This is a genomic window from Thermococcus eurythermalis (assembly GCF_000769655.1).
GTDB classification, from domain to species: Archaea; Methanobacteriota_B; Thermococci; order Thermococcales; family Thermococcaceae; genus Thermococcus; species Thermococcus eurythermalis.
The window spans coordinates 959655-983202 of sequence record NZ_CP008887.1; the positions used below are offsets into that span (position 1 = coordinate 959655).

Below are 23548 nucleotides of genomic sequence, written 5' to 3' on the forward strand. Positions count from 1 at the left end.
AGCGCTGGCACGATAAATGCTGAGGTGGTTAGCGTGAAGCGCTCTAAGACTCTATACTCTGCCCTTCTTCTTGTTTTTCTGTTAATTGCTGGTGGAACTTATTACCTCCATGTTCGAGATTCTGGTAATACGATGGAACCCCAGATAAAGTTCAATGCAACGGGTCTTGACTCAATAGGTCCGAACATGACTCTCGTATACAAAGCCCGAGAATACTCTGGGAAGACACTCGTCCAGAACTCGACGAGAACCTTCATCATAACCCGGGAGGGAAACACTACTAAAATCCTTGAGAGGTTTAAAATCGAATGGCGGGCGCCCGATTACTCGATTTCTAAAGGAGAAAACCGAGCTGAGATAGTTGGCTCAAACTCCATTGTCTATCAATCTGATGGTTCAATCTTCGTTGAAGGGGAACGGGCTGAGGTCGAGCTCTTTAGGATTGGATACCCCTACTCTCCCGTATTCGAGCGACTAAAGGCTGAAAAGGGCTACACCCTAAGGCTATGCTGTGCCAATCTCACTGTGGAGGATGTGAGGACTATAAACGGGAGAGAATGTATCATAGTGAAAGCGGAAACTGAAGATGCCACTCTCAAACTTCTCATCGACTCCAAGACTCGCCTGCTCCTGTGGGATTACGGGGTTTCCAAAGACGTGAAGGGTTCATGGTGGGAGGACTGGCTGGTTTCCTCTAAGTGAGAGATCCCATGGAAGCTTTCCAAAAGCTTCAGCGCCGGCGGAAGAGTTAGTGTCTTTTTAGAATTTTTTGCTGATTTTTATTGGGGTTTTCTGTGTATCTCAGGGTAACTAGTTTGATTTAACCCTCTCAGATTGCTCTTTTGTTAGTGCACAATTGACCTTTTGCCCATTAATAAGGAGGACACTCTTTGGTCAAGCTTTGCGCAAGCAAAGGTTGATAAACCCCTCAACGAAGCACCGCATATGAGCCACTACTACTCTGAGGAGCCGAACGTCCCTCTGAAGACGAAGACCATAGAGGTCTGCCTTAGGGGTTACTGCTTCAAGTTCATCACGGCGAGCGGTGTCTTCTCCTTCGGGAAGCTCGACAGGGGCACGGAACTTCTCATAGAGAACATGGTTCTCGATAGGAACTGGCGCGTTCTGGATTTAGGCTGTGGATACGGGGCGATTGGCATAGTTGCATCTCGCTTCGTGGACTACGTTGTGATGACCGACGTGAACAGGCGCGCGGTTAGCATAGCGAGGAAAAACTTAAAAATCAACGGCGTTAGAAACGCCGAAGTTAGATGGGGCAGTCTCTACGAGCCCGTTAAAGGCGAGAAATTTGAGGCAATCATCACCAATCCCCCCGTGCACGCGGGAAAGGATGTGCTGAGGGAAATAGTTATAAACGCTCCCCGGCATCTCAACGATGGTGGCCTCCTGCAACTGGTGATTAAGACGAAGCAGGGGGCAAAGTATATTAAGGCCCTCATGGAGGAGACCTTCACCGAAGTGAGAGAACTCGCCAAGGGGAGCGGTTACCGCGTGTACGCCGGGATTGCCTAGCCTGGGAAGGCGCGGGCCTTGAGAGCCCGTGGGCGTTTGCCCGCCGGGGTTCAAATCCCCGTCCCGGCGCCAAAATCCCTTTGATTCCCAAGAGGGATTGGGAGGTGTGTTGATAATGACCGAGAACTTCAGGCACATAGTCCGCGTTGCGGGCGTTGATTTGGATGGACACAAGCAGTTGAGATGGGCACTGACAGGGATTAAGGGAATAGGGATAAACTTCGCAACGATGGTGCTCAGGGTTGCAGGACTCGACCCCTACATGAAGGCCGGATACCTCACCGACGAGCAGGTCAAGCTGATCGAGAAGATACTTGAGGATCCCGTTGCCCACGGAATCCCGGCTTGGGCCGTCAACAGGCCGAAGGACTACGAGACCGGTAAGGACATGCACCTCATTACCGCCAAGCTCGTTATGGCCTGGCGTGAGGACGTCAACAGGCTCAGGCGCATCAGGGCTTACCGCGGTATAAGGCACGAGCTCGGACTGCCGGTTCGCGGTCAGAGAACCAGGTCGAACTTCAGGCACGGAACTACGGTCGGTGTTAGCAGGAGGAAGAAGTGAGGTGGTGTAAATGGGAGACCCGAAGAGGCAGAGAAAGAAGTATGAGACTCCCTCTCACCCGTGGATTAAGGAGAGGCTTGACCGCGAGAGGGTTCTGAAGAGGAAGTACGCCCTCAAGAACAAGAAGGAGCTCTGGCGCCACGAGACCCAGCTCAAGGAGTTCAGGCGTAGGGCGAGGCGCCTTCTCGCCGCCCGCGGTAAGCAGGCCGAAATCGAGAGGCAGCAGCTCCTCCAGAGGCTCCACAGGCTCGGCCTTCTCCCGGCCGACGCCGTTCTTGATGACGTTCTCTCACTCACCGTCGAGGACGTCCTTGAGAGGCGCCTCCAGACCATCGTCTACAAGAAGGGGCTCGCCAGGACCATCAAGCAGGCCAGGCAGCTCATAGTCCACGGCCACATCGAGGTCAACGGCCAGATAATCCGCTCACCTGGCTACCTCGTCCTCCGCGAGGAGGAGGACACGATAACCTACGCTAAGAACTCACCCTTCGCTAAGGAGTCCCACCCGGAGAGGGTTGTTATTGAACAGGCCAAGCAGGGTGGTGAGGCATGAGCGAGGAGCAGACCCAGCAGGTTAGCCTTAAGAAGAAGGAGAAGTGGGGAGTTGCCCACATTTACTCCTCTTACAACAACACCATCATCCACATCACCGACATAACCGGCGCGGAAACCGTCTCCCGCTGGAGCGGTGGTATGGTCGTCAAGGCCGACAGGGACGAGCCCTCTCCCTACGCGGCTATGATTGCCGCCAGGAGGGCCGCCGAGGAGGCCATGGAGAAGGGCTTCGTTGGAGTCCACATCAAGGTCCGCGCCCCCGGAGGAAGCAAGAGCAAGAGCCCCGGTCCGGGTGCCCAGGCCGCCATTAGGGCCCTCGCCAGGGCTGGCCTTAAGATTGGGCGCGTCGAGGACGTCACGCCCATACCGCACGACGGAACCAGGCCCAAGGGCGGTAGGCGCGGAAGGCGCGTCTGACCCCTACAACTTCTTTTTTGGTGATGCAAATGGAGCCGAAGTTTGAAATTCTTGAAAAGAGGGAGGACTCGATAAAGTTCATCGTCAGAGGCATAGATGTTGCCTTCGCCAACGCCCTCAGGAGGACTATTTTGGCGGAGGTTCCGACCTTTGCGGTTGACGAGGTCGAGTTCTTTGAGAACGATTCCGCCCTTTTCGACGAGATAATCGCCCACAGGCTGGCTATGGTTCCGCTCACAACGCCCGTCGAGAGGTTTTCGCTCGATTCGCTTGAACTTGACGACTACACTGTCACGCTCTCCCTCGAAATTGAGGGGCCGGGTATGGTCTACTCCGGCGACCTTAAGAGCAGTGACGAGGGGGTAAAGCCCGCGAACCCGAACATACCGATAGTCAAGCTTGCTGAGGGGCAGCGGCTTACGCTCAACGCCTACGCCAGACTCGGCCGCGGTAAGGACCATGCCAAGTGGCAGCCGGGCTTTGTCTACTACAAGTACCTCACGAAAATCCACGTCAGCAAGGAAGTTCCCGACTGGGGGGAGCTCAAGGAGCTCGCAGAGAGGCGCGGCCTTCCCGTTGAAGAGACCGAGGACGAGCTGGTCATAACCACCACGAAGGCTTTCTATCTGCCGAGGAAGTTCGAGGCCTACGAGGGCGACAAGATCCGCGAAGAGATAGTGCCCGGGGCATTTGTCTTTACGGTGGAGACAAACGGAGAACTCCCCGTTGAGGAAATCGTTAGCATAGCGCTCAAGATACTCATGAGGAAGAGCGATAGATTTATAAACGAACTCCATAAATTAGCCGACTGACGCGGGGGTAGCCGAGCCTGGCCAAAGGCGCGGGATTCAGGGTCCCGTCCCGTAGGGGTTCCGGGGTTCAAATCCCCGCCCCCGCACCATAATGCTCACCCCGTCCACCTGTCGGTTTCCCTGCGAGAGCGTTGAGAGGAGGTATGTTCATGGTCAAGAGAACCGGTCCTACTGACATCAACCTGAGAAGGCTCATTCGGGCACTCAGGAAGAAGTCGAACGAGGAAGGAGTTAAGATTTGGAAGGACATCGCCTGGCGCCTTGAGAGGCCGAGGAGGCAGAGGGCCGAAGTTAACGTCAGCAAGATAAACCGCTACACCAAAGAGGGCGACACCGTCATCGTTCCGGGAAGCGTCCTCGGTGCAGGAAGGCTTGAGCACAAGGTCACCGTTGCCGCCTGGAAGTTCAGCGAGACCGCCAGGAAGAAGATTGTCGAGGCCGGTGGCGAGGCCATCACCATCGAGGAGCTTATGGAGAGAAACCCGAAGGGTAGTGGAGTAATCATAATGGAGTGATGGGCCATGAGGATTATTAACGCTGAAGGACTCATACTCGGAAGGCTCGCCTCGAAGGTTGCCAAGATGCTCCTCGAGGGCGAAGAGGTCGTCATAGTCAACGCCGAGAAGGCCGTCATCACCGGAAACCGTGAGGACATCTTCGCCAAGTACAAGCAGAGGACCGAGCTCAGAACCAGGACCAACCCGAGGAGGGGTCCGTTCTACCCGAAGAGGAGCGACGAGATAGTCAGGAGAACCGTCAGGGGCATGCTCCCCTGGAAGACCGACCGCGGAAGGAAGGCCTTCAAGAGGCTTAAGGTCTACGTCGGCGTTCCCAAGGAGTTCGAGGGCAAGGAGCTTGAGACCATAAGCGAGGCCCACATGTCGAGGCTTGCCACGCCGAAGTACGTCACCGTTGGTGAAGTGGCTAAGTTCCTCGGTGGAAAGTTCTGAGGTGAGAAAGATGAGGGTCATCCAGACTGCTGGAAAGAGGAAAACCGCTATAGCGAGGGCCACCATAAGGGAAGGAAAGGGAAGGGTGAGAATCAACCACAAGCCCGTCGAGATAATCGAGCCCGAGATAGCGCGCTTCACCATCATGGAGCCGCTCATCCTTGCTGGTGAGGAGATTGTGGGCAAGGTTGACATCGACGTCAAGGTCGAGGGCGGAGGCTTCATGGGCCAGGCCGAGGCCGCGCGCGTCGCCATAGCCAGGGCCCTCGTTGAGTGGACCAACGACATGAACCTGAAGGAAAAGTTTATGAAGTACGACAGGACTATGCTCGTTGGCGACAGCAGGAGGACCGAGCCCCACAAGCCCAATCGCTCCACCAAGGGCCCAAGGGCCAAGAGGCAGAAGTCCTACCGTTGAACTCTCTCCCTTTAACAATTTGGGGTGTATGAAAGATGATAGTCCCCGTCAGGTGCTTCACCTGCGGAAAGGTGCTGGCCGACAAGTACTACGAGTTCAAGAAGAGGGTTGAGGCTGGGGAAGACCCCGCCAAGGTCCTCGACGACCTCGGCGTCGAGAGGTACTGCTGCAGGAGAACGCTCCTCAGCCACGTGGAGCTCATCGACCAGGTAATGGTGTATAGAGTCTACTAAAAAACCGCAATTCTGGGCGGGGCCGTGGGGTAGCTTGGTCTATCCTCCCGGCTTGGGGTGCCGGAGACCCGGGTTCAAATCCCGGCGGCCCCACCAACATTTAATCTCACTGAAAAAACCTCTCTTGAAGGTATGGAAGAAGGGGTGGTAGAGTATGTTCCAGTACACCCGCTTTGAGAAGGCCCGTATCATCGGTGCGAGAGCGCTGCAGATAGCCATGGGAGCTCCCGTGCTGATAGACGTTCCCGAGGGAATAACTCCCCTCCAGGCGGCCCTCATGGAGTTTGAGAAGGGAATAATCCCGCTCACCGTAATAAGGCCGAGCTGATGAAAGATGACGGTGATAGAGAACGTAATCGGCAGGGTTGCTGTCCTCAAGGGGGGCAAGTATTCGGTTGAGGTGGACGTCATAACCAGCTCGGGCTTTGGGCGGTTTGCCTCACCGATAGACGAGAACCCGAGCCTCTACATAGCCGAGGCACACAGGGCTGTGAGCGAGGTTGACGAGATTATCGGGCCCGAGCTGATAGGGTTCGACGCCACCGAGCAGGAGTTAATAGACAGCTACCTGTGGGAGATAGACGGGACCGAGAACTTCGGTCACATTGGAGCAAACACCGCGCTGGCGGTTTCGATAGCGACTGCAAAGGCCGCCGCCAGCGAGAAGAACCTCCCCCTCTACAGCTACCTCGGGGGAACCTTCACCACCGAGTTGCCAGTTCCAATCCTCGAGCTCGGTCGCGGTGAGGAGTTCGACTACTACGTCATGGTTCGCGACTTGATGGAGATTACCGACGTCGTTGACGCATTCAACAGCGTCCTTGAGAACGTTGAGGGCAACACCGTTGAGGCCTACTCGAAGGCCACCGAAAAGGCCACTGACGAGCTCGGCCTTGAGGTTGCCCTCGGGCTCGTCCAGAAAAAGGAGCTCGACATGGAAACTGTCCTCTCAACGGTCGAGGACAACAACGTCGCCTACATAAAGCCCATCGGAAGTGAGGAGCTCTTCCTTGAGCTCATAGCTGGGACTCATGGCGTCTTCGTTGATGGAGAATACCTCTTCCGCGAGAAGGACATACTCGACAGGCGCTACTACAACGCGCTGTCCATAAAGCCCATAAACCTGGGTACGCTCACCGACTTATACAACCTTATAAATGACGCCAAGTCGGAGAGAATAGTCCCAATCCTCTCGGAGGCTCGCTACGAGTCCTCCGATGAGGCCCTCGCCCACCTCGCGGTGGGCTTCCGTTGCCCGGCGATGGTACTCCACTCAAACTCCATCGCCAGGCTTAACGAGCTGATAAGAATAGCCGAAGATTTGGGTGAAAGGGGTAGGATAATAACCTTTGAAGGATGAGGAGGTGTGAAGGAAATGGAGGAGTATCTCGTTCCACTCGACCAGTATCTGGCAGCGGGTGTCCACATCGGCACCCAGCAGAAGACCCAGGACATGAAGAAGTTTATCTACCGCGTCAGGCAGGACGGCCTCTACGTCCTCGACGTTAGGAAGACCGATGAGAGGCTCCGCGTTGCCGGCAAGTTCCTTGCCAAGTTCGACCCGGAGAGCATCCTCGCCGTTAGCGTCAGGCTCTACGGCCAGAAGCCGGTTAAGAAGTTCGGCGAGGTTACCGGTGCAAAGGCGATCCCCGGCCGTTTCCTTCCCGGAACCATGACCAACCCGCAGGTCAAGAACTTCTTCGAGCCCGACGTCATCATAGTCACCGACCCGAGGGCCGACCACCAGGCCATGAAGGAGGCCGTTGAGATTGGAATACCGATAGTTGCCCTCGTTGACACCGAGAACTTCCTCAGCTACGTTGACGTCGCTATCCCGACCAACAACAAGGGTAGGAAGGCCCTCGCGCTTATCTACTGGATACTCGCCAGGGAGATACTCTACAACAGGAAGGAAATCGAGAGCAGGGAGGACTTCAAGATTCCGGTTGAGGACTTCGAGATGAGGATTGTGAGGACCTGAGGGGAAGGTTTTTAACTTTCCCCCTGTATTTCCCCTCGCGCGGGGGTGCCCGAGCCTGGCCAAAGGGGCCGGACTTAAGATCCGGTGCCGTAGGGCTTCGCGGGTTCGAATCCCGTCCCCCGCACCAAACCTTTAAAAGTTCCCTGATGAACCAAACCCGTCAATGTCATTGAGGTGGTTGAGATGGCGAGATTCCCCGAAGCTGAAGCAAGAATCTTCAGGAAGCTTATCTGCATGCGTTGCGGCGCCACCAACCCGTGGGGCGCAAAGAAGTGCAGAAAGTGCGGATACAAGGGGCTCCGCCCCAAGGCCAGAGAACCGCGCGGTGGCGGACGCTGATTAGGTTTTCTTCAACTTTTTCAGCGTTTTTTCTAAAAACTCTATTCCCTCTTTTAGGAGCTCCTCTCCCTTCGGCGTTAGCTTGTAGTACTTTCTCGCAGGCTTCCCCGTTTCGCTCTCCTGCCACTCAGCGGTGACGTAGCCCTCCTTCTCAAGCTTGTAGAGCACGACGTAGGAGCTGACCGTTGCGGGCTCGAACTCAAAGGCCTCCTTTATCCTTTCCTTGAGCTCGTAGGCGTACATGGGCCTCTCCTGGAGGAGGCGGAGGATGTATAGCCAGAGGACTTCTTTCGTTATCTTATTCTTCAACCTCTCTATCGGCGTCGTCATGTTCCCACCTGTTTTATGTCCTGTAAATATTTTGAAGGCGTATAATTTAAGTCTTTTGGGAAAGGTTTTTTTACTATACTGTTCTAAGAACTTCTCAGGGGATGACTATGGAGTTCAACACGGGTGCCATGTTTGGTGATATGGGCATTGGGGCACTTGTCGGCTTTATCACGGGCTATGCGCTCAAAAAGTTCATGAAGCTAGTGATTGCTATAATCGGTGCCTACATCGTGAGCCTGTTCTACCTCCAGCAGAAGGGCGTCATAACGATAAACACCGATAAGCTCTTTAACCTAGCGGGGGACGTCACTCAGCAGGTAACGAGCCTTGGCCAGAAGGTTCTTGGTATACTCCCGGGCACCAGTGCGTTTGTTGCGGGGTTTTACCTCGGCTTCAAAAAAGGTTAAAATGCCTTAGCTTTTCTCTATTTCCATGAAATACGAAAAAAGGATTCTCGTGAGGCATTCGGTGGCGTCGGTCATTGCCCTCGGGATTATGGGAATAACTAGGTTTCTGTACAGCGCTGTGGTTTCACGGCGTTTTGGTGTTGAGGAGCTCGGCCTTGCGAACGCCCTGATTTCCAAGGCTTTCTTAGTGGCTATCCCGCTCAGCTTCTTCGCCGTTGCTCTGGGGAAGTATGCGTCGGAGTTCCTGGGAAGTGGCAGGGAAAATGAAGTTCGCTCGCTGGCTTTGCCTTCTTTTCTCTTACCTCTCGTGGGTCTAACCCTCCTTCCATACAGCCCGCACCTCGCCCTACTCTCAACGTTTAGGGCGGTCCAGCTTACCCTTAGGAGCTTCCTCTACGGCATCCACAGGGGAGAACACTACGCCTATGCAATCCTGGTCGCATTTGTAGGGTTCATCGTTGGGCTCTTCTTACCTGACCTCTTTGCTCCTTACCTGCTGTTCCTGGGCACTGTTACGGTTATAGCCTTCGCATACCTGCTGCATTTCGGCTACTTTGGAAAACCTGATTTAAGCCACCTGTTGCTTCTGGCATCGTATTCCGCGTACTCTTTCTTGGGGACTCTCTCGGGGATTTTTCTTGTCCAGGGCCCGTATTTCATGGCGGAGATTCTCGGAAATGCTGAAGTGGCTGGAGTCGTTTCCGCGGTTCTCTCCACGGCTTTTCTGCTTACTTACCTCCCGCAGGTTCTCCAGTCTGCTATAATGCCCCTGTTCTCATACAAGCATGGGGAAGGTGATGAGTCATACGTTAAAGAGCTCGCCGAAAAGACAACCGTTTTCCTGTCCTTTGTGACGGTTTCGGCGGTTTTTGTCCTGATGATTGTCGGCAGAAAACTGCTGGAGCTGGTCTTCAATTTTGACGTTGGGCCCTCTTTTTACATCGCCCTGATGGCCGTGGAAGTTTACATCGCCTACAACCCGAGCATAGTCGCTTTGAACTCGACAGCTTACGTCAAAACCGGGACTGTAATATCTACACTGGGCGCCCTCGTTGCCCTGGCTTCGTGGTATGCATTAATCCCAAAAACGGGTGCAGAAGGAGTAATGGTCGGCCTTCTCATGGGCTATGGGGCGATTTTAGTTGGGACTGCAATCAACGCTTCTAGACTCTTGAACGTGTCCCCACGCATCTATGCGCACCTTGTTGTGGGGCTCCTCCTCCAGTCCTCTGTCTTTGTGTCAAGCTACGCTCTGCTCCCTGGCTTTGCAGCCTTCCTCGCCTACGAGTGGAAAACGATAAAAGAAATTGTGGGGCTTATCAGACCTTCCCGTGGTAGAGAACCTTAATGAGCTCCTCCGGGAGGCCCTCACTTCTGATTTTCTCCTCTATGAGCTTCTTCTCGTCCTCGTAGTCAACTTCGATGAACTTGGTGTGGAGGGTGTCCACGTCCACCAGGGCAAAGGTCGCCTTGTGGTTCTTGCCGGGCGGGTAGCCTATGCTTCCGGGGCAGATTACCCTTCCGTACCTCGTCATCGCGTTGACCGGATACCTGGGTGATGCGACGAAGAGTATCTCGTACTCCTTAACCGGCCTCATTATGGCCTCGTAGTAGCTGGTTGGCTGGTCAGGAAGAACCTGGCCCTCGAACGGATTGAGTGGGCTTCCGTAGACGCCGAAGATGTCGTTTTTGCCAATCCTGTCCACGAGGTAAATCGGCAGGTCCCTTATGAACTCCCTGCCCTCGTGACCGAGCTTCTTCCAGGTGTACTTGAGGGCCTTCTTGGTGTAGTCCAGGTAGTTGAGCCTGTCAATGTAGTCAGGTCCCTCGGCGTGCGGGTCGCTCGCGGCTATGGCCTGGTCGAACTCACCGCGGATGACTTTAACGACGTTGTTCCTGATGAGGTCGTCAAGCGTGTCGAGAACCTCCTTCGGGTACGGGAACAGACCGACGACGTTTCCAAGGACGTAGTACTTCTCAATCTCATAACCCTCCTCTTTGAGCTCTTCGATTTTCTCAAGGGCTTTCGCAAGTGCTGGAAGGTTCCCGTTTATGTTAGCAAGAACCGCCACGTACACCATAATCCACCACCCCCATTTTTTCTTACCTAAAGAAACTAAAAACTTCAAGGTATTTAAATGTTTCGGGGGGTCAGCCGACCAATGTGGACGTGAGAAAAGGTTTGGTCAGAGGGAGAGGAGCTTTTTCTTTTTCTTGGCCTTCCTCTCTCTGTGCATGCTCTCAAGGTAGAGCAGGAGTGCGTCCTCTATCACCTCCTTTTGTTTTTGAATCTTGATGTACCTGCTCAATGGAACTCGTTTGTCAAACTTCGCGCTCAGCCTTTGGGAAATGCTGGCGAAAATACTCTTTCTCTTTTAGGCAGAAGTCAGTTGTGCACTGTTCGAGTGCAATTTGACTGGGGTTTGACACTAAATGAAGCCCTCTTGAGTAGTTTCGACTTTGTTTTCGGCGCCCGAAGGGCGCGCATTCTTAAGTGAAAAACTAATCAAGGGAGCAAATAGAGGGAAACTTGCTTGAAACAAGGACACGCTCGAGAAAGGCACATCTTTTCCGCCAGCGCTTGCGCAAGCAAGGGCTGTAATGGCGGACCGGCGGGGCTTCGAACCCCGGACCTGCGGCTTAGGAGGCCGCCGCCCTATCCTGGCTAGGCTACCGGTCCACTGCCCGCTATTCCATCGCGGAGAAGGGTATTTAAAGTTTACGGTTTACTTTGGGTGGTGAGGTGCATGGTCGATGAGCTGGACATCAAGATAATCTCGCTACTCCAGAAGAATGCCCGCCTCTCGTTCAGGGAGATAGCCAGGGAGCTTGACGTTGCCGTCGGCACCGTTTACAACCGCATCAAAAAGCTGGAAGAGAACGGGGTCATAAAAGGCTATGCCCCCGTCCTAGACTACGAGAAGCTCGGCTTTGGGCTGACTGCCCTCATTGGGGTCAAGGCGCAGGGCAAGAAGATACAGGAGATAGAGCGGAAAATCGCCGAGAAGAGCCGGGCGATGATGGTCTACGACATAACCGGTGAGTTTGATATCTTCGTTATCGCAAAGTTCCGGGACAGGGAGGACATGAACCGCTTCGTCAAGTGGCTCCTTTCCCTCGACGGCGTGGAAAAAACGAACACGAGCGTTGCAATGCAGGTCGTAAAGGAAGAACCGAGGTTAGCCCTTGAAGACTAAGACCTCTTCGAGAAAGCGCCTTGCAAAGTCCTCGAAGCTCTCGACCGGGAGCTCCACTTCCCTTCCGTTTACCTTTCCCCTGAAAACGTACTTTCTGGCAGTTATTTCCTCAATCTTTTTGAATTCGGGATTGTCCCTGACGACCTCTTCGAGAACCCTGCTGAACTCGGTGCTCTCGACTTCAACGACTGTCCCTTCCAGAACGATTTTCTTGCCGCACTCCTCTTCCGTGCACTCAAATTTGAAAGGAACGCCGGGGGTGAACTCTATCGGTAGGCTCAGCCCCTCGGCGTTGTATACGAAGCCCTTCATATCAACCCAACCTTATGAGGCTTTCAACAGGGAAATCATACTCCTCCCGGAGCTTCTCAACGATGTCCCCGACGCTCACGAGGAAGAACATTCCCACGGGCTTTGCCCCCGCCTGGTGGGCCATCTCCACGAGCGCCCTCTGCGTCTCTCCGCTCCTTATAACGTCGTCAACGATGAGGACGTTCTCCCCCTTCCTGAGCGCCCACTGGGGCAGGTAGAGGGTCATGACGGTTCCAGACGCGCTCGGAACGTAGCTGACCTCGTAGAACTTCTCGACACCGACTTCCTTCTTCTTCTTGGCGTAGACTACGTCAACGCCGAGCTCTCTCGCTATGTGGACGCCGAGGGCAATACCGTCGGTTGCGGCTGTCAGCACCTTGTCAACGTCCCTGTCGAAGTACCTCCCCGCCACTTCCTCAGCTATGAGGCTCATCAGGGCTGTGTCGCTGAGCACGGGCATGTTGTCGAAGAAGCCCCTCTCGTCGAACTTTATCCTCTTCTTGACTTCTTCCTCAATGTTTATGTACGGCGTGAGGAGCTTTAGCAGTTCCCTTGTCCTCTCGGCGCTGGGCAGAACCTTGCCCCTGACGTACCTGTTCAGGACGGTTATGGGCAGTCCGGTTATTTTGGATAACTCTTCGTAGGTGTAGCTCTTCTTGAGGAGCCTCAGCACCCTGATGAGTCTAAGCTTCTCCTGGACGGACTTTAGCTGGCTCATCTTATCACCTCCGCGTGCCCCCTGTTTAACAAAAAAATGTATAAATAAGTTTCGGTCATCCCAGGACTTTCTGTCTGTAACTTTGTATCACATCGCCGTATTCTTGCAGGAGGAATTCCTTAGTTATAGGCTGGCCCTCGGGGTGGTTTAACCCTGGACAGAAGGAGTCCTCTTTGACGTAGATTTCCATCTTCTTTCCGTGCTTGACAAAGATGAAGGGGTAGAGCCTGCATGCGAGGGGGCGGTGGCCGTAAATACGGCACCTCTTTGTCTCTGGGTCGAGGAAGACACACGCGTCATCGAAGGACCTCTTCTTGAGGGCGTAGCCGAGGAACTTGTCCCCCCGGTAGAAAAGCTTCTCGTAGTCCACGAATTCCCAGACGTTGTAGCCGAGCTCCTCGATTGCCACAATGTCCTCGTCCCTCAGGGGAATTTCGAGCCTTTCACAACAGATCCCGCACCCTTCAACGCACTTAAATTTGAAGGAGGGGTCGGACTCGACCTCGAGGGTTTCGAGGTCTATAGTCGCGACCCACTTCTTCACCCATTCACCCCCCGGTAAGTGCTCGCTATCAGCGTCTCGGTCATCTCTATGTCGGGAATTCTCCTGAGGGTCTCGTCGTGGAATCTGTCAAGCTCCTCCATTGTGGGAACCTCGACGCGGAGGATTATGTCGTACTCCCCGTAGACGCGGTATACCTCCTTGACGCGCGGGTTCTTCTTAACCTGCTCGTAGACTTTTTCCTCGTTTCCGGGCTTAACAACAACGAGGACGAAGGCCTCGATCATACCCCAAACCCCCCGAGGTTGAACTTCCTGGCCATCTTGGCCAGCTTCCTCTTGTTCATGCTCTTGAACATCTTCTTCATTTGATTGTACTGATTCAGCAGCTCCCTGACTTCAGCCGTGCTGGTTCCGGAACCGCGGGCAATCCTCTTTATGCGGGAATAGTTGATTATATCCGGGTTCTCAAGTTCTTCCTCAGTCATCGAGTCCATTATGACACGGTAGCGCTTGAGCTTCTCCTCTCCCACCTTTACGACGTCGTCGGGCAGGGAGTAGCCGAGTCCAGGAATCATCTGGAGTATCTGCTTCAGTGGGCCCATCTTCTGCATGGCCTCCAGCTGGGCGTACATGTCCTTGAGGTTGAACTTGCCCCTGAGGAACTTCTCGACGTCCTCTTCCTTGAACTCCTGCTGTTTCTGGAGCTCTTCTATCTTCTCAAGGAGGCCCTGGATGTCCCCAAGCCCAAGGAGCCTCGACACAAAGCGCTTGGGGTCGAATGGCTCAAGGTCGTCTATCCTCTCACCGACACCGATGAACTTTATCGGGGCCCCCGTCGCGGCAACGGCCGAGAGGGCTCCACCGCCCTTGGCGCTTCCGTCGAGCTTCGTAACGATTATCGAGCCTATCGGCGTTGCCTCCTTGAAGGCCAGCGCCTGGTTGTAAGCCTGCTGGCCGATGGTTCCGTCTATTACGAGAATGACCTCGTGGGGCTTTATGGCCTCGCTTATCTGCCTCATCTCCTCGATGAGTCCTTTCTCTTCCTTGTGCCTTCCGGCAGAGTCAACGATGATTACATCAACGCCCCTCTCGCGGAAGTGCTCAACTCCCTCGCGGGCAAGCTTGACGGCGTCTTTCTCCTCGGGGTCTCCAAAGACCTCTATTCCATAGGGGTCGAGGAGCTGTCTGAGCTGGTGGTATGCACCGGGACGCCACGTGTCTGAACACACGACGCCTACCTTGTAGCCCCTCTTCTGGAGGTGTCTCGCCAGCTTCGCAACGCTCGTGGTCTTTCCAGAACCCTGGATACCGACGGTTAGAATGATGGTTGGCTTCTCCTTTATCTCAAGGGGCTTTGCCTCGGTTCCGAGGAACTTTGTGAGCTCTTCATAGACTATCTTGATTATGTGCTCCTTCCTGCTGACCCCGGCGGGGGGCTCTTCCTCAAGGGCCCTCTTCTGTATTGCCTTTGTGAGCTGGAGGACGAGCTTGACGTTTACATCTGCCTGGAGGAGCGCCCTCTGTATGTCTCTAACTATCTCCTTAATCATCGCTTCATCAACGGTCCCCGCGCGTGCCAGCTTTCTGAGGGCGTTGTTAAGGGCCTTTCCAAGTTTTTCTAGCGCCATCTCACCACCGTTACTATGAGGACAGGGGAGTTTATAAACGGTTGGGTGTGAATTCAGCGTATTAATGTGTCCATTTTTCAAAAGAACTCCGATTTAACCATTTTTCTTTGAACAGTGTTGTTCATTGAAGCCCAAAGAAAGCCCTCCGGCATTTTTTGCGAGAGTATGGCTCTGATGAGGTCATTCCTGCTGAAATCGGCGCTGAAAATCTTTTTAAACCCAAAAAAACCCAGAACATCATGGAGATGACAAAAAGGAGGTGAGAGAGATGATGTGGCCGATGTCAATGTTCACCATCTATGAGTACCTGCTCACGCGCGAGAAAAAGAAGAAGGTCAGGTCCGTTCCGGACGAGTTTGACTACCTCGAGAGGCCTCAGTGAATATTTTTAAATGCCCTCCTTATTTTTCCTGGTGATGCTATGAGGATTCACCACGAGTGCATTGCTTGTGCAATAAACCAGTGCCAGAAGATTGTGGAGATGGGTCTTTTTGAAGAGTATTCCCGCAGGGACGCAATGCTGTTTTCGCTGAGGCGGGCCTCAGAGCTGTTTTCAAAGGACTCGATTCCAGCAGTTGCCGGGGGACTGCTTTTCCTCGACCTTTACAAAGCAATCGGAAACGACGATCCGTTTCAGAAGTACAAGCGGCTCTCAAACGAGATTGCCAGAGAACTCGTGGGGCACTTCAGGGATTCAGACCTCGGGACTGCGCTGAAGCTCGCGATAGCAGGGAACGTCGTGGACTTTTCTGTCGGATACGACCCCCAAAAGCTTGAGGACGACATAAAGCAAGTTGTGAGTGAATCTCTTGCAATAGACCACAGCAATGAGCTCTTTGATAGATTAAAGTGTGCTAAAACCCTTCTCTACCTCGTGGACAACTGCGGTGAGATATATTTCGACAGGCTGTTCATTGAGAAGCTGAGGGAGAACTTTCCGAACCTCCGGATTATCGTTGCGGGTAAAGAGGAACCAATAATAAACGACGCCACAGTTGACGACCTGGTTGAGGCTGGTTTCGGTGAGGTTGCCGAGGTTGTCTCAACGGGCTCAAGACTGCCCGGTGCCCCCTTGGACCACGTCTCGGAGACGTTCCTTGAAATCTTCCGTTCTGCCGATGTCATCATAGCCAAGGGACAGGCAAACTTCGAGACCCTTAGCGAGACTGGTGACCCCAGGATTTTCTTCCTCCTCAAGGCAAAGTGTCCCCCTATAGCGAGGGAAATTGGAGTCCCCATTGGCTCTCTCCTCTGTTTCAACCCTCTTCTTCGCTGATTGTCGATATTATTTTTAACGAATGTCTATCAGAAAGCTTTTTATACTTTGAAGTTGTAGGTAATAATGGTGATAGCTATGACAACTGTGCTGAAGCGTGACGTTGATAGGTTTTTGAAGGAGATGAAGGTCCACTACGGTGACGTCTGGAAGATACCGTCGAGCAAGTACCTAGTAAGCCCCGATTTTGTTGTTGTGGACCCCAAAACTGGCAAGAAGACTAAGGTAAGCTTCGTGTCCCTTGACGACGGAGAGGTTGTTGGCATCGTCTACGATGAAATGGGATGATTTCGTTTTTTGCCTTAACCGTTTCTAACTTTGGCCGGAAGTCATAAATATGAGTTCGCTTTTATTCAACCGGGTGGGAGTATGTCGGCTGAGCTGTATAACGAGGTTCTTTACCTGACAAGGAGTATTAAAGACCCCTATCTCAGGGCAATAACGTACGCTAGAATCGGGTACTACATGCACAGGGCCAAGAACCCCCGTTACAAGGACGCGTTTACCCGGGCCCTCAAGGCAGTTGCTTCAATAGATAACCCGCTCCTCCTCGTGAGGGCTCTCATTGAAGTTGCCACGTACCTCGGAAAAACCGGGTCAAGGAGTGTCAGCAAGACGTTCGTCCAGGCGTATGAGTCCATTAAAACATTCCCCCAGCCTCTGAAAGACGACATGCTCGGAGAACTCGTCCGCAGGCTCCTTGAGCTCGGTAGAACCGACGACGCTTTCTTTTATGCGAAGGAGATAGAGAACAGCATAAAGCGGAACGACGCTCTTCTTAAAATCCTTCACCGCTACATAGAAAAGGACAGCCTGAGAAAGGCACGGCTTATACTTGAGCTTATTGAGGACGAGCCCTGGCACTCGATAGCGGCGTACGAAGTTTTGAAGGAGCACCTCAAGCGTGAGGAGTTTGGCACTGCAATCCGCGTGCTCTCAGAGTTCAAGAGCGATTACTGGCTCGGAGAAGCTATGAAAACCGTTGCTGTCCACCTGAAGAAGGCCGAGGTTCCTGAGGGGACTTACGAGAAGTTCGTGGACGTGGCCCTGAGCATCTCATCGAGTGTTGGCTTTGAGGCGCTAACGTCTTTCCTCGTGGGTGTGGCGTCTCAGGGGGAAATAGACTTTGTGGTGGAAGTCCTCTCAAGAGTCCCCCGCGAACTTCATCCCGAACTCCTTGAGTCCATAGTCCTGGCGATTCTGGACAGGCCGGAGCTTCTGGAGAGGTTGCTCGACGGCCTTGTAGGGGACGAGAAGGAGCTCGCCATGAACTTCATTCTCGATGCCCTTCTCGAGAGACGGCCTGATCGCGAGTGCCGTGAGCTGGTAAAGAGGATTGGCTCAGAAACCGATAGCGAAAAGCTAATCGTCAAGGTGGTTCGCTACCTCTCAAAGCTCCATGCATATGAGGACGCCGCGGAGTTTGCCTCAAAAGTCCTTGACCCATACCTCCGCTCCCTGGCGTTTGGAAGTATAGCGGTGGAGAAGCTTAAGGAGAGCGACATTGACGGGGCCATAGATGCGGCGCTTGAAGTAAAAGACCCGCGCTGGGGCTCGTGGCTCCTCAGTGAAATCCTCGCCAAAATCCTTGAGATTCACGTTGGAGGGGAGGTCAAAGAGGACATTGAGGAACGTGCCGAGGCACAGCGGAAGCTCTGGGAGGGTAGCTAACGTTTTTAAAACCCCTCTTGATTTTTCTTTTCAGGTGATACCATGCCGAGGATAGCAATTATTGGCGGTTCAGGTGTCTACGACCCGAAACTGCTTGAGAACATCAGGGAAGAGACGGTGGAGACACCCTACGGGAGCGTCAAGGTCAAGATAGGCACCTACAAGGGGGAGGAGATAGCGTTCCTGCCGAGGCACGGGGAAAAGCACAGCGTCCCGCCCCACAAGATAAACTATCACGCCAACATCTGGGCGCTCCACGAGCTCGGCGTCGAGAGGATTCTTTCGACTTCTGCAGTCGGTTCCCTCAACCTCGACATGAAGCCGGGCGACTTCGTTGTCCTCGACCAGCTCATGGACTTCACGAAGACCCGGCACTACACATTCTACGACGGTGAAGATAGCCCCCACGACAGGAAGTTCGTCGCCCACGTTGACTTCACCGACCCCTACTGCCCGGAGCTCAGGAAGGCCCTCATCACAGCTGCCAAGGAGCTCGGCTTCACCTACCACCCGACCGGAACCTACGCCTGCATGGAGGGACCGCGCTTCGAGACGAGGGCGGAGATAAGGGCGCTCAAGATACTCGGTGCGGACGTCGTTGGCATGACCCAGTGCCCGGAAGCCGCTCTCGCGAGGGAGCTTGAGATGTGCTACGCCAGCGTTGCCATCGTGACCAACTACGCCGCCGGAATAAGCAGGGAAAAGCTGACTCACACCGAGGTCGTAGAGCTGATGGCGCAGAAGAGCGAGGAGATAAAGCTCCTCCTTATGAAGGCAGTCGAGCACATTCCAAAGGAGCGCCGCTGCCCATGTAAGGACGCTCTCAAGGGCGCAACCGGTGAGTGATGCCCTTTTTTCTCCATTTCTCGCCCCAAAAGTGCCTATGTTTAAAACCAAGGGTTAAAGAAAGCGTTTAATAGTCAAATGCCTCTAATTCTTGTGGTGGTGCAAAATGAGGTACGATGTCGTAATTATTGGTGCCTCCGCGGGAGGACTCACAGCGGCCATGGCGGCCAAGAAGTTCTACCCCGACAAGAGCGTCCTCGTCATCAAGAAGGAAAAAGTGGGAATGATTCCCTGCGGAATCCCCTACATCTTCGGGACTCTGAAGAGCGTTGATGATGACATCCTCCCCGTCGAGAAGTTCCTGGAGCCCCTCGGTGTGGACATACTTGTGGACGAGGTCACCGAGATTGACCCCACGAAAAATGTCGTTAGGACCAAGTCCGGAAAGGAAATAGCCTGGGAGAAGCTGGTTCTGGCGACCGGTTCGAGGCCGGCCAAACCGGACTTTCCGGGCGTTGACCTCGATGGGATATACACCGTCCCCAAGGACTACGAATACCTGAAGAAGCTCCGCGAGAGGGTGAAAGAGGCCGAGAAAATCGTCATCGTTGGAGGAGGCTTCATAGCCCTTGAGGTCGGCGACGAGATAAGGAAGCTCGGCAAGGACGTTACCCTCGTTGTCAGGAGCAGACTGCTGAGGAGCTCCTTTGACCCCGAGTTCAGCGAGATGATTGAGAGGAAGCTGAAAGAGGTCGGCATCAATGTCGTTTACGGGCAGGTCGAGAGGTTCCTCGGCGATGGAAAGGTCGAGAAGGTCAGGCTCCTCGACGGGAGCGAGATTCCGGCGGACCTTGTAATCCTCTCAACCGGCTACAGGCCGAACGTCGATCTTGCAGTCAAGGCAGGCCTGAAGGTCACCCGCTACGGCATCTGGACTGACGAGTACATGAGGACTTCCCACCCCGACATATTCGCGGTCGGCGACTGTGTAGAGCACAGGGACTTCTTCACAGGCAAGCCCTACCCGCTCATGCTCGCCTCAACCGCCACCTTCGAAGCAAGGATAGCCGGTGCGAACCTCTTCAAGCTCCAGATCGTCAGGGAGAACAGGAGGACGATAGGTGCCTACTCGACTCACGTGGCTGGCCTCACCCTGGCCGCGGCGGGTATGACCGAAGAAACCGCGAAGAAAGAGGGCTTTGAGGTCATAGTCGGCAGGGCATCAGGCCCAGACAGGCACCCCGCGAAGTTCCCGGACACTTCAATGGTCACGGTGAAGCTCATATTCTCCCGCGACAGGGGCGCGATACTCGGGGCGCAGATAGCGGGAGGCAAGAGCGTCGGCGAGATGATAAACATCTTGGCCCTTGCGATACAGAAGCGCCTCACGGCCAGCGAACTCTACACCCTCCAGATAGCGACGCACCCGCTCCTCACGGCTTCACCCGTCGGCTACCAGATACTCAAGGCTGCAGAGGACGCGCTGGCGAAGTTGAGGACATAATGATAAAAATATCCGAGGGGGCCTCAGAGGGACACCCTTTCGTTTATTACTTCTGCTATTCTATTTCCGTTTTCTAGGTACTTCACGAGGTCAAAGACCTTCTCCGTGAAGCCGCCGATGTATATGTTCCTTATGTCACTGTCTTCTAGATAAACCTGGCCATAGCCTGCGAGGTCCCACGTGATTACCTGAGTTCGGGGTTTATTCTTTTTCTGTATTCGGCAACGGCCCTCTGGAAGTCGTTAGCGCCCCATCTATCGGAATAGACGACCATGTCCGTGAACACGAACATTCTGTCGAAGTACTCTCCCCTCTCAAGGATACTTCTCACTGGCCTGTAGGCGTAGGTCGCATAGCCGACGTTGCTCTTGAGTATGGTATCCGCCGTCTCGAAGACACTTCCCCCATTGGGTATCCAGCGATAGTCGTCGGCGAAGACGCCTATGATCGTGTCGTATTTCTTGGCGAGTATTGCGCCGTAGAACGCCGCCAACATCTTCAGAGTCACCGCACTCCTCCTGCTGAGCCAGAAGTCCATTGAACCGCTCACGTCCACGAGGACTAGGTTTCTTCCATCAAAGTCCGGGAGCATTGCGGTACTTTCTTCTATGGCCTTCCTTATTGCATTGAGCGCGGTATCCCTGAGTTCGGCCTGGGTTGGGGAGCTTACTTTCATTTTTCTGAGTATTTGATACGCAGTGAGATACCTGTACGGGTAGACTTTTGCCCTGCGCATTTCCCTCGGGTCGGCGAGTATTTCCATTGCCTTCTTGAACTTCTCTTTGTCTACCTCGTTTTTTATGAGGTTGCGGAGGTTCCTGAGGAGGGCGAAGACCTGCTTATACTTGATGAACTCGTCGAGCACTTCGTTCCAGGTCTCGGTTGTAGAGCCCTGGGTGGAGACTTCGGCTTCCCACGTGCGGGTGTTCTTGAGCCTGCCCTCGATTAGCGCCTTGAAGGCCTCTTCCTGCTCCTTGTTCTTCGGCTTTGGGTGGGTGAGCAGGAGGGCGTCCTTGAGTTTGACCTTGCAGTTGTCGCAACGGTACTTGGCGAGCTGGTATGTGTCGAAGTGGGTGAAGCTGTTCCTTATGGCCTTCTTGAGGCTGTTGGGGATCGGCTTCCCGTAGAGGGCGAACTGTATGGCTAGGACTTCCGTGAGCATATCCGGCCTCGTGAGGACTCTCTCACCGACTTTTCTTGGTATGCCCGTGCCTTTGTACTTTTCGTGGTTGGCGAGGAGGACGGTTCCGAGTGCCGGGAGGGAGCGGAGAAACATTTCTTCGCGGGCGTAGACTATGAGCTTGGCGACGTATTCGGGATTTGTCGTTATTGCGCGCTCAAACGCCTTGAGAAGACCCCTGAAATCCTCGTCTGGCTCGGTGTAGAATTTTGGTTCCCTGACGAAGTTGCTTGCGACCCTGAGGAAGAGCTCAAGCTCCGGGCTTGGGCGGTAACTTCTTCCCCCTTCGAAGTTGAGAACATTGGCACGGGTGTTGAACTTCACAGTATCACCTCGGCGGAGAAAATCGGCGGGGGAGGGGGAACGTCCCCCACCGGCCCCTGACCGGCGCCACGAGCTAAGCGAAGTATCCCCCGCCTGCACTCCCGCCGTAGTGCCTTTGGTCGCGGACTTTATAAGTTTTACTGTGTCGAAAAGTAATAAGGCAATAGACGAACAGCATTCACGCTTTGAAATTTTAAGTGTTAATTTGTCGAACAAATATTCCTTCGTGGGTTGAATCTAAAAGTTGCATTTTTCTTTTGAAAACCTCACCCTTCGGGGCTGGGGGAGTCAGTTGCAGGCACGGTACACTATGCGGAGCTTTTGGCTGGGTAGAATTTCCCCTCGTGCTTCCAGACGCCCAGGCGGAACTTCCTGTAGGACAAACATTTATACAAACATTGCATCTTTGAGGCATCGGCGTCTTAAGAAAGGTGTGGTGAAACCCCGTCCAAAAACGAAGTTTGGTGCGGTGGCCGGGATTTGAACCCGGGCCAGCGGCGTGGCAGGCCGCTGTCCTAGCCAGGCTAGACTACCACCGCATCAGCCCCATCAGACCCGTTACTAACTCAACTGCGGACCCTTTATAAATTTTTCGGTTCTGGACAACGGTTAAATTTATAAAGCGTTTTCGAGAAGGGTTAGCGGGCAGTGCCCCGGTGGCCTAGTCTGGATAGGGCGCGAGGCTGCGGACCTCGAGGTCCGGGGTTCAAATCCCCGCCGGGGCGCCAAAATTTTTATCAGGCTTTTCTCATGGCTTTTAGTGGCACTTTGTCCAAAGGTGGGTAGTGCCTTCTTAAGCCAGTGAGTTTCCAGAAGCCAGCAGAAATTTTGGTGGTGCCTCAGGCGGAGCTCCATTCCAGCTGCTTCCCCAGCTCGAAGAGGTTTCTGGCAGTCTTTCTTAGCTCATCGTTCCCCGTCTTCTTGGCTTCCCTCAGCATCTCAAAGGCGAGAAACTTCAGTATCCTGCCCCTCTTCCACTCGTCCGCCGCCCATATCAGGACGTTCCGCAGAAAATCGGGGTCAACGCCCCTCTCTTTAGTAACCTCGTATGCGACCATCAACCTTGTCGCCGGGTTGTGGGTCTTTTCGAGGTACTTTAGTACCCTCTCCGGGCTGTCAAGGTGTCTCCTTGCGAGCAACGCCCCCAAAACGTTGGAGACTTCGAGCTCCCGGAACATCTCCTCCGCCCTGACCTCGTCCCCGGCTTCGAGGAGCCTCACGCCGATTTCCTCCAGGTAATAGCTCCTGAACGGCTCCGGAAGCCCCCTAGCAAGCCTTTCAGCATCCTCCAGCTCACCCTTTTCAAGGAGCTTCTCTATGTAGTCTACAACGTACTCTTCGGGTCTGGAGTCCTTTATTTCGAACTTGGGCTTTGGAGGTCCTCTTTTTGGTCCTTCCTCCGACCTGTCGAGCACCCCACCTGCGACTTCCCCTTTAATTCTGTGGAGAACTGAGCCTGGCATCAGCTTGCCGTCCTTGTAAACGATACCGTAGGGGAGAGGTTTGAGGTCCTCGAGGTCCCTTTCATCGAGCCTTAGGTCGCTCAGGCGGAGCTCGACGCCTTTCATGGCTATTGCCTTCGCCAGAAAGTTGCTGACGGCTCTAAGCGCCTTCTTTCTCAAAAACTGGTTTTTGATTTTCCGCGCGGTTTCGATAGCCTCTTTGAACTTTTCGTTCTTGGAAAAAATATAGGCGAGGGAGCGGAGCGTTTCGTCCTGGATTGACGGCTCCTCTATGGACTGGGCGACTTCAAGGGCCCTCTCGGGCTTACCGGCCAGCGCCTCGGCGACCCACCTCAGCGCATAGGAGCGCCAGTAGGGGTCGTCTATGCGCTCCGCCTCTTTCCGCGCCCCGGCAACGTCCCCCTCGCTGAGGAGTTTTCTGACGAGCAGGAGCCTCTCGTCCATT

General features: G+C 54.1%; 32 protein-coding genes and 7 tRNA genes. 27 read left to right on the top strand and 12 right to left on the bottom strand.

Annotated features, from left to right (window positions below):
* The first annotated feature begins 33 nt into the window (after window positions 1–33).
* The 18 genes from TEU_RS05150 to TEU_RS05230 all read left to right on the top strand — a co-directional run bounded on the left by TEU_RS05150 (window position 34) and on the right by TEU_RS05230 (window position 7803).
* Complete coding sequence (locus TEU_RS05150; RefSeq protein ID WP_050002763.1) at window positions 34–702, top strand: hypothetical protein; 669 nt, start codon at window positions 34–36, stop codon at window positions 700–702.
* 243 nt (window positions 703–945) lie between these two features.
* On the top strand, window positions 946–1533 hold the full coding sequence (locus tag TEU_RS11490) for a class I SAM-dependent methyltransferase (protein ID WP_081947205.1): 588 nt from the start codon (window positions 946–948) through the stop codon (window positions 1531–1533).
* A tRNA-Ser gene (locus tag TEU_RS05155) sits at window positions 1519–1605 on the top strand. The genes TEU_RS11490 and TEU_RS05155 overlap by 15 nt, the downstream gene beginning before the upstream one ends.
* Before the next feature lie 43 nt (window positions 1606–1648).
* Window positions 1649–2098, top strand: coding sequence for a 30S ribosomal protein S13 (locus TEU_RS05160; RefSeq protein ID WP_050003941.1), 450 nt, complete (start codon window positions 1649–1651; stop codon window positions 2096–2098).
* A 10-nt stretch (window positions 2099–2108) separates the two neighbouring features.
* Window positions 2109–2651 (top strand): 30S ribosomal protein S4, encoded by a 543-nt coding sequence (locus TEU_RS05165; protein WP_050002764.1) that lies wholly within the window; start codon window positions 2109–2111, stop codon window positions 2649–2651.
* Window positions 2648–3070 (top strand): 30S ribosomal protein S11, encoded by a 423-nt coding sequence (locus TEU_RS05170; RefSeq protein ID WP_050002765.1) that lies wholly within the window; start codon window positions 2648–2650, stop codon window positions 3068–3070. The genes TEU_RS05165 and TEU_RS05170 overlap by 4 nt, the downstream gene beginning before the upstream one ends.
* A gap of 29 nt (window positions 3071–3099) precedes the next feature.
* A complete protein-coding gene (locus TEU_RS05175) occupies window positions 3100–3882 on the top strand; it encodes a DNA-directed RNA polymerase subunit D (protein ID WP_050002766.1) in 783 nt (260 codons plus the stop codon).
* A 1-nt stretch (window position 3883) separates the two neighbouring features.
* Window positions 3884–3971: transfer RNA gene (locus tag TEU_RS05180), tRNA-Leu, on the top strand.
* 60 nt (window positions 3972–4031) lie between these two features.
* On the top strand, window positions 4032–4397 hold the full coding sequence (locus tag TEU_RS05185; RefSeq protein ID WP_050002767.1) for a 50S ribosomal protein L18e: 366 nt from the start codon (window positions 4032–4034) through the stop codon (window positions 4395–4397).
* Window positions 4398–4403: 6 nt separating this feature from the next.
* On the top strand, window positions 4404–4832 hold the full coding sequence (gene rplM / locus TEU_RS05190) for a 50S ribosomal protein L13 (protein ID WP_050002768.1): 429 nt from the start codon (window positions 4404–4406) through the stop codon (window positions 4830–4832).
* A gap of 10 nt (window positions 4833–4842) precedes the next feature.
* Window positions 4843–5250: a 30S ribosomal protein S9 gene (locus TEU_RS05195; RefSeq protein WP_050002769.1), complete on the top strand. Its 408-nt coding sequence runs from the start codon at window positions 4843–4845 to the stop codon at window positions 5248–5250.
* A gap of 35 nt (window positions 5251–5285) precedes the next feature.
* Window positions 5286–5483: a DNA-directed RNA polymerase subunit N gene (locus TEU_RS05200; RefSeq protein ID WP_050002770.1), complete on the top strand. Its 198-nt coding sequence runs from the start codon at window positions 5286–5288 to the stop codon at window positions 5481–5483.
* 18 nt (window positions 5484–5501) lie between these two features.
* Window positions 5502–5579, top strand: a tRNA-Pro gene (locus tag TEU_RS05205).
* A gap of 58 nt (window positions 5580–5637) precedes the next feature.
* The gene (locus tag TEU_RS05210; protein ID WP_050002771.1) at window positions 5638–5811 is read left to right on the top strand and encodes a DNA-directed RNA polymerase subunit K; all 174 of its coding nucleotides are present in this window, start codon (window positions 5638–5640) and stop codon (window positions 5809–5811) included.
* Window positions 5812–5817: 6 nt separating this feature from the next.
* Entirely contained in the window at window positions 5818–6843 is a 1026-nt protein-coding gene (locus TEU_RS05215; protein WP_050002772.1) for a hypothetical protein, read from the top strand.
* Window positions 6844–6858: 15 nt separating this feature from the next.
* Window positions 6859–7464 (top strand): 30S ribosomal protein S2, encoded by a 606-nt coding sequence (rpsB, locus tag TEU_RS05220; RefSeq protein WP_050002773.1) that lies wholly within the window; start codon window positions 6859–6861, stop codon window positions 7462–7464.
* 39 nt (window positions 7465–7503) lie between these two features.
* Window positions 7504–7591: transfer RNA gene (locus tag TEU_RS05225), tRNA-Leu, on the top strand.
* 56 nt (window positions 7592–7647) lie between these two features.
* Window positions 7648–7803 carry a 50S ribosomal protein L40e gene (locus tag TEU_RS05230; protein ID WP_014122450.1) on the top strand — a complete coding sequence of 52 codons (156 nt, stop codon included), beginning with the start codon at window positions 7648–7650 and terminating at the stop codon, window positions 7801–7803.
* Here the strand turns inward: TEU_RS05230 and TEU_RS05235 are convergent, their stop codons facing one another.
* A complete protein-coding gene (locus tag TEU_RS05235; RefSeq protein ID WP_050002774.1) occupies window positions 7804–8133 on the bottom strand; it encodes a PadR family transcriptional regulator in 330 nt (109 codons plus the stop codon).
* Between the two features lie 107 nt (window positions 8134–8240).
* On the opposite strand from TEU_RS05235, the gene TEU_RS05240 reads away from it, so the two are divergent.
* Entirely contained in the window at window positions 8241–8540 is a 300-nt protein-coding gene (locus tag TEU_RS05240) for an FUN14 domain-containing protein (RefSeq protein ID WP_050002775.1), read from the top strand.
* 25 nt (window positions 8541–8565) lie between these two features.
* The gene (locus TEU_RS05245; RefSeq protein WP_050002776.1) at window positions 8566–9888 is read left to right on the top strand and encodes a lipopolysaccharide biosynthesis protein; all 1323 of its coding nucleotides are present in this window, start codon (window positions 8566–8568) and stop codon (window positions 9886–9888) included.
* Here the strand turns inward: TEU_RS05245 and TEU_RS05250 are convergent.
* The 3 genes from TEU_RS05250 to TEU_RS05255 all read right to left on the bottom strand — a co-directional run bounded on the left by TEU_RS05250 (window position 9860) and on the right by TEU_RS05255 (window position 11220).
* The gene (locus TEU_RS05250) at window positions 9860–10621 is read right to left on the bottom strand and encodes a metallophosphoesterase (protein ID WP_050002777.1); all 762 of its coding nucleotides are present in this window, start codon (window positions 10619–10621) and stop codon (window positions 9860–9862) included. The genes TEU_RS05245 and TEU_RS05250 overlap by 29 nt on opposite strands.
* Before the next feature lie 105 nt (window positions 10622–10726).
* The gene (locus TEU_RS11970; RefSeq protein ID WP_265100834.1) at window positions 10727–10849 is read right to left on the bottom strand and encodes a hypothetical protein; all 123 of its coding nucleotides are present in this window, start codon (window positions 10847–10849) and stop codon (window positions 10727–10729) included.
* 293 nt (window positions 10850–11142) lie between these two features.
* Window positions 11143–11220 (bottom strand) — tRNA-Arg (locus TEU_RS05255).
* A gap of 67 nt (window positions 11221–11287) precedes the next feature.
* On the opposite strand from TEU_RS05255, the gene TEU_RS05260 reads away from it, so the two are divergent.
* On the top strand, window positions 11288–11737 hold the full coding sequence (locus TEU_RS05260; RefSeq protein ID WP_050002778.1) for an Lrp/AsnC family transcriptional regulator: 450 nt from the start codon (window positions 11288–11290) through the stop codon (window positions 11735–11737).
* Here TEU_RS05260 and TEU_RS05265 read toward each other — a convergent pair.
* From TEU_RS05265 to TEU_RS05285, 5 genes are read right to left on the bottom strand one after another with little or no spacing between them, the layout of a single operon-like run.
* The gene (locus tag TEU_RS05265; RefSeq protein WP_050002779.1) at window positions 11720–12049 is read right to left on the bottom strand and encodes a hypothetical protein; all 330 of its coding nucleotides are present in this window, start codon (window positions 12047–12049) and stop codon (window positions 11720–11722) included. The two genes, TEU_RS05260 and TEU_RS05265, sit on opposite strands and share 18 nt — an antisense overlap.
* A 1-nt stretch (window position 12050) precedes the next feature.
* Window positions 12051–12767: a phosphoribosyltransferase family protein gene (locus TEU_RS05270; protein WP_050002780.1), complete on the bottom strand. Its 717-nt coding sequence runs from the start codon at window positions 12765–12767 to the stop codon at window positions 12051–12053.
* Between the two features lie 55 nt (window positions 12768–12822).
* Window positions 12823–13311, bottom strand: coding sequence for a YkgJ family cysteine cluster protein (locus TEU_RS05275; RefSeq protein ID WP_050002781.1), 489 nt, complete (start codon window positions 13309–13311; stop codon window positions 12823–12825).
* The gene (locus TEU_RS05280; RefSeq protein ID WP_050002782.1) at window positions 13308–13556 is read right to left on the bottom strand and encodes an Lrp/AsnC family transcriptional regulator; all 249 of its coding nucleotides are present in this window, start codon (window positions 13554–13556) and stop codon (window positions 13308–13310) included. The genes TEU_RS05275 and TEU_RS05280 overlap by 4 nt, the downstream gene beginning before the upstream one ends.
* Window positions 13553–14899 (bottom strand): signal recognition particle protein Srp54, encoded by a 1347-nt coding sequence (locus TEU_RS05285; protein WP_050002783.1) that lies wholly within the window; start codon window positions 14897–14899, stop codon window positions 13553–13555. The genes TEU_RS05280 and TEU_RS05285 overlap by 4 nt, the downstream gene beginning before the upstream one ends.
* Window positions 14900–15320: 421 nt before the next feature.
* On the opposite strand from TEU_RS05285, the gene TEU_RS05290 reads away from it, so the two are divergent.
* The 5 genes from TEU_RS05290 to TEU_RS05310 all read left to right on the top strand — a co-directional run bounded on the left by TEU_RS05290 (window position 15321) and on the right by TEU_RS05310 (window position 20136).
* Window positions 15321–16175, top strand: coding sequence for a damage-control phosphatase (locus tag TEU_RS05290; RefSeq protein WP_050002784.1), 855 nt, complete (start codon window positions 15321–15323; stop codon window positions 16173–16175).
* Between the two features lie 78 nt (window positions 16176–16253).
* The gene (locus TEU_RS05295; RefSeq protein ID WP_050002785.1) at window positions 16254–16463 is read left to right on the top strand and encodes a hypothetical protein; all 210 of its coding nucleotides are present in this window, start codon (window positions 16254–16256) and stop codon (window positions 16461–16463) included.
* A gap of 81 nt (window positions 16464–16544) precedes the next feature.
* The gene (locus TEU_RS05300; protein WP_050002786.1) at window positions 16545–17846 is read left to right on the top strand and encodes a hypothetical protein; all 1302 of its coding nucleotides are present in this window, start codon (window positions 16545–16547) and stop codon (window positions 17844–17846) included.
* A 42-nt stretch (window positions 17847–17888) separates the two neighbouring features.
* Entirely contained in the window at window positions 17889–18692 is an 804-nt protein-coding gene (mtnP, locus tag TEU_RS05305; RefSeq protein WP_050002787.1) for an S-methyl-5'-thioadenosine phosphorylase, read from the top strand.
* 106 nt (window positions 18693–18798) lie between these two features.
* Window positions 18799–20136 carry an NAD(P)/FAD-dependent oxidoreductase gene (locus TEU_RS05310; protein WP_050002788.1) on the top strand — a complete coding sequence of 446 codons (1338 nt, stop codon included), beginning with the start codon at window positions 18799–18801 and terminating at the stop codon, window positions 20134–20136.
* A gap of 184 nt (window positions 20137–20320) precedes the next feature.
* Here the strand turns inward: TEU_RS05310 and TEU_RS05315 are convergent, their stop codons facing one another.
* Both TEU_RS05315 and TEU_RS05320 read right to left on the bottom strand, forming a co-directional pair.
* Window positions 20321–21640, bottom strand: coding sequence for a TROVE domain-containing protein (locus TEU_RS05315; protein WP_050002789.1), 1320 nt, complete (start codon window positions 21638–21640; stop codon window positions 20321–20323).
* Window positions 21641–22102: 462 nt separating this feature from the next.
* A tRNA-Gly gene (locus TEU_RS05320) sits at window positions 22103–22179 on the bottom strand.
* A gap of 111 nt (window positions 22180–22290) precedes the next feature.
* On the opposite strand from TEU_RS05320, the gene TEU_RS05325 reads away from it, so the two are divergent.
* Window positions 22291–22368: transfer RNA gene (locus tag TEU_RS05325), tRNA-Arg, on the top strand.
* 111 nt (window positions 22369–22479) lie between these two features.
* Here the strand turns inward: TEU_RS05325 and TEU_RS05330 are convergent.
* On the bottom strand, window positions 22480–23547 hold the full coding sequence (locus TEU_RS05330) for a hypothetical protein (protein WP_050002790.1): 1068 nt from the start codon (window positions 23545–23547) through the stop codon (window positions 22480–22482).
* Between the last annotated feature and the right edge of the window lies 1 nt (window position 23548).

Coding starts and splice junctions, on each gene's coding strand:
- TEU_RS11490 (WP_081947205.1), top strand. CDS start 946: ATGAGCCACTACTACTCTGAGGAGCCGAACGTCCCTCTGAAGACGAAG.
- TEU_RS05160 (WP_050003941.1), top strand. CDS start 1,649: ATGACCGAGAACTTCAGGCACATAGTCCGCGTTGCGGGCGTTGATTTG.
- TEU_RS05165 (WP_050002764.1), top strand. CDS start 2,109: ATGGGAGACCCGAAGAGGCAGAGAAAGAAGTATGAGACTCCCTCTCAC.
- TEU_RS05170 (WP_050002765.1), top strand. CDS start 2,648: ATGAGCGAGGAGCAGACCCAGCAGGTTAGCCTTAAGAAGAAGGAGAAG.
- TEU_RS05175 (WP_050002766.1), top strand. CDS start 3,100: ATGGAGCCGAAGTTTGAAATTCTTGAAAAGAGGGAGGACTCGATAAAG.
- TEU_RS05185 (WP_050002767.1), top strand. CDS start 4,032: ATGGTCAAGAGAACCGGTCCTACTGACATCAACCTGAGAAGGCTCATT.
- rplM (WP_050002768.1), top strand. CDS start 4,404: ATGAGGATTATTAACGCTGAAGGACTCATACTCGGAAGGCTCGCCTCG.
- TEU_RS05195 (WP_050002769.1), top strand. CDS start 4,843: ATGAGGGTCATCCAGACTGCTGGAAAGAGGAAAACCGCTATAGCGAGG.
- TEU_RS05200 (WP_050002770.1), top strand. CDS start 5,286: ATGATAGTCCCCGTCAGGTGCTTCACCTGCGGAAAGGTGCTGGCCGAC.
- TEU_RS05210 (WP_050002771.1), top strand. CDS start 5,638: ATGTTCCAGTACACCCGCTTTGAGAAGGCCCGTATCATCGGTGCGAGA.
- TEU_RS05215 (WP_050002772.1), top strand. CDS start 5,818: ATGACGGTGATAGAGAACGTAATCGGCAGGGTTGCTGTCCTCAAGGGG.
- rpsB (WP_050002773.1), top strand. CDS start 6,859: ATGGAGGAGTATCTCGTTCCACTCGACCAGTATCTGGCAGCGGGTGTC.
- TEU_RS05230 (WP_014122450.1), top strand. CDS start 7,648: ATGGCGAGATTCCCCGAAGCTGAAGCAAGAATCTTCAGGAAGCTTATC.
- TEU_RS05235 (WP_050002774.1), bottom strand. CDS start 8,133: ATGACGACGCCGATAGAGAGGTTGAAGAATAAGATAACGAAAGAAGTC.
- TEU_RS05240 (WP_050002775.1), top strand. CDS start 8,241: ATGGAGTTCAACACGGGTGCCATGTTTGGTGATATGGGCATTGGGGCA.
- TEU_RS05245 (WP_050002776.1), top strand. CDS start 8,566: ATGAAATACGAAAAAAGGATTCTCGTGAGGCATTCGGTGGCGTCGGTC.
- TEU_RS05250 (WP_050002777.1), bottom strand. CDS start 10,621: ATGGTGTACGTGGCGGTTCTTGCTAACATAAACGGGAACCTTCCAGCA.
- TEU_RS05260 (WP_050002778.1), top strand. CDS start 11,288: ATGGTCGATGAGCTGGACATCAAGATAATCTCGCTACTCCAGAAGAAT.
- TEU_RS05265 (WP_050002779.1), bottom strand. CDS start 12,049: ATGAAGGGCTTCGTATACAACGCCGAGGGGCTGAGCCTACCGATAGAG.
- TEU_RS05270 (WP_050002780.1), bottom strand. CDS start 12,767: ATGAGCCAGCTAAAGTCCGTCCAGGAGAAGCTTAGACTCATCAGGGTG.
- TEU_RS05280 (WP_050002782.1), bottom strand. CDS start 13,556: ATGATCGAGGCCTTCGTCCTCGTTGTTGTTAAGCCCGGAAACGAGGAA.
- TEU_RS05285 (WP_050002783.1), bottom strand. CDS start 14,899: ATGGCGCTAGAAAAACTTGGAAAGGCCCTTAACAACGCCCTCAGAAAG.
- TEU_RS05290 (WP_050002784.1), top strand. CDS start 15,321: ATGAGGATTCACCACGAGTGCATTGCTTGTGCAATAAACCAGTGCCAG.
- TEU_RS05295 (WP_050002785.1), top strand. CDS start 16,254: ATGACAACTGTGCTGAAGCGTGACGTTGATAGGTTTTTGAAGGAGATG.
- TEU_RS05300 (WP_050002786.1), top strand. CDS start 16,545: ATGTCGGCTGAGCTGTATAACGAGGTTCTTTACCTGACAAGGAGTATT.
- mtnP (WP_050002787.1), top strand. CDS start 17,889: ATGCCGAGGATAGCAATTATTGGCGGTTCAGGTGTCTACGACCCGAAA.
- TEU_RS05310 (WP_050002788.1), top strand. CDS start 18,799: ATGAGGTACGATGTCGTAATTATTGGTGCCTCCGCGGGAGGACTCACA.
- TEU_RS05330 (WP_050002790.1), bottom strand. CDS start 23,547: ATGGACGAGAGGCTCCTGCTCGTCAGAAAACTCCTCAGCGAGGGGGAC.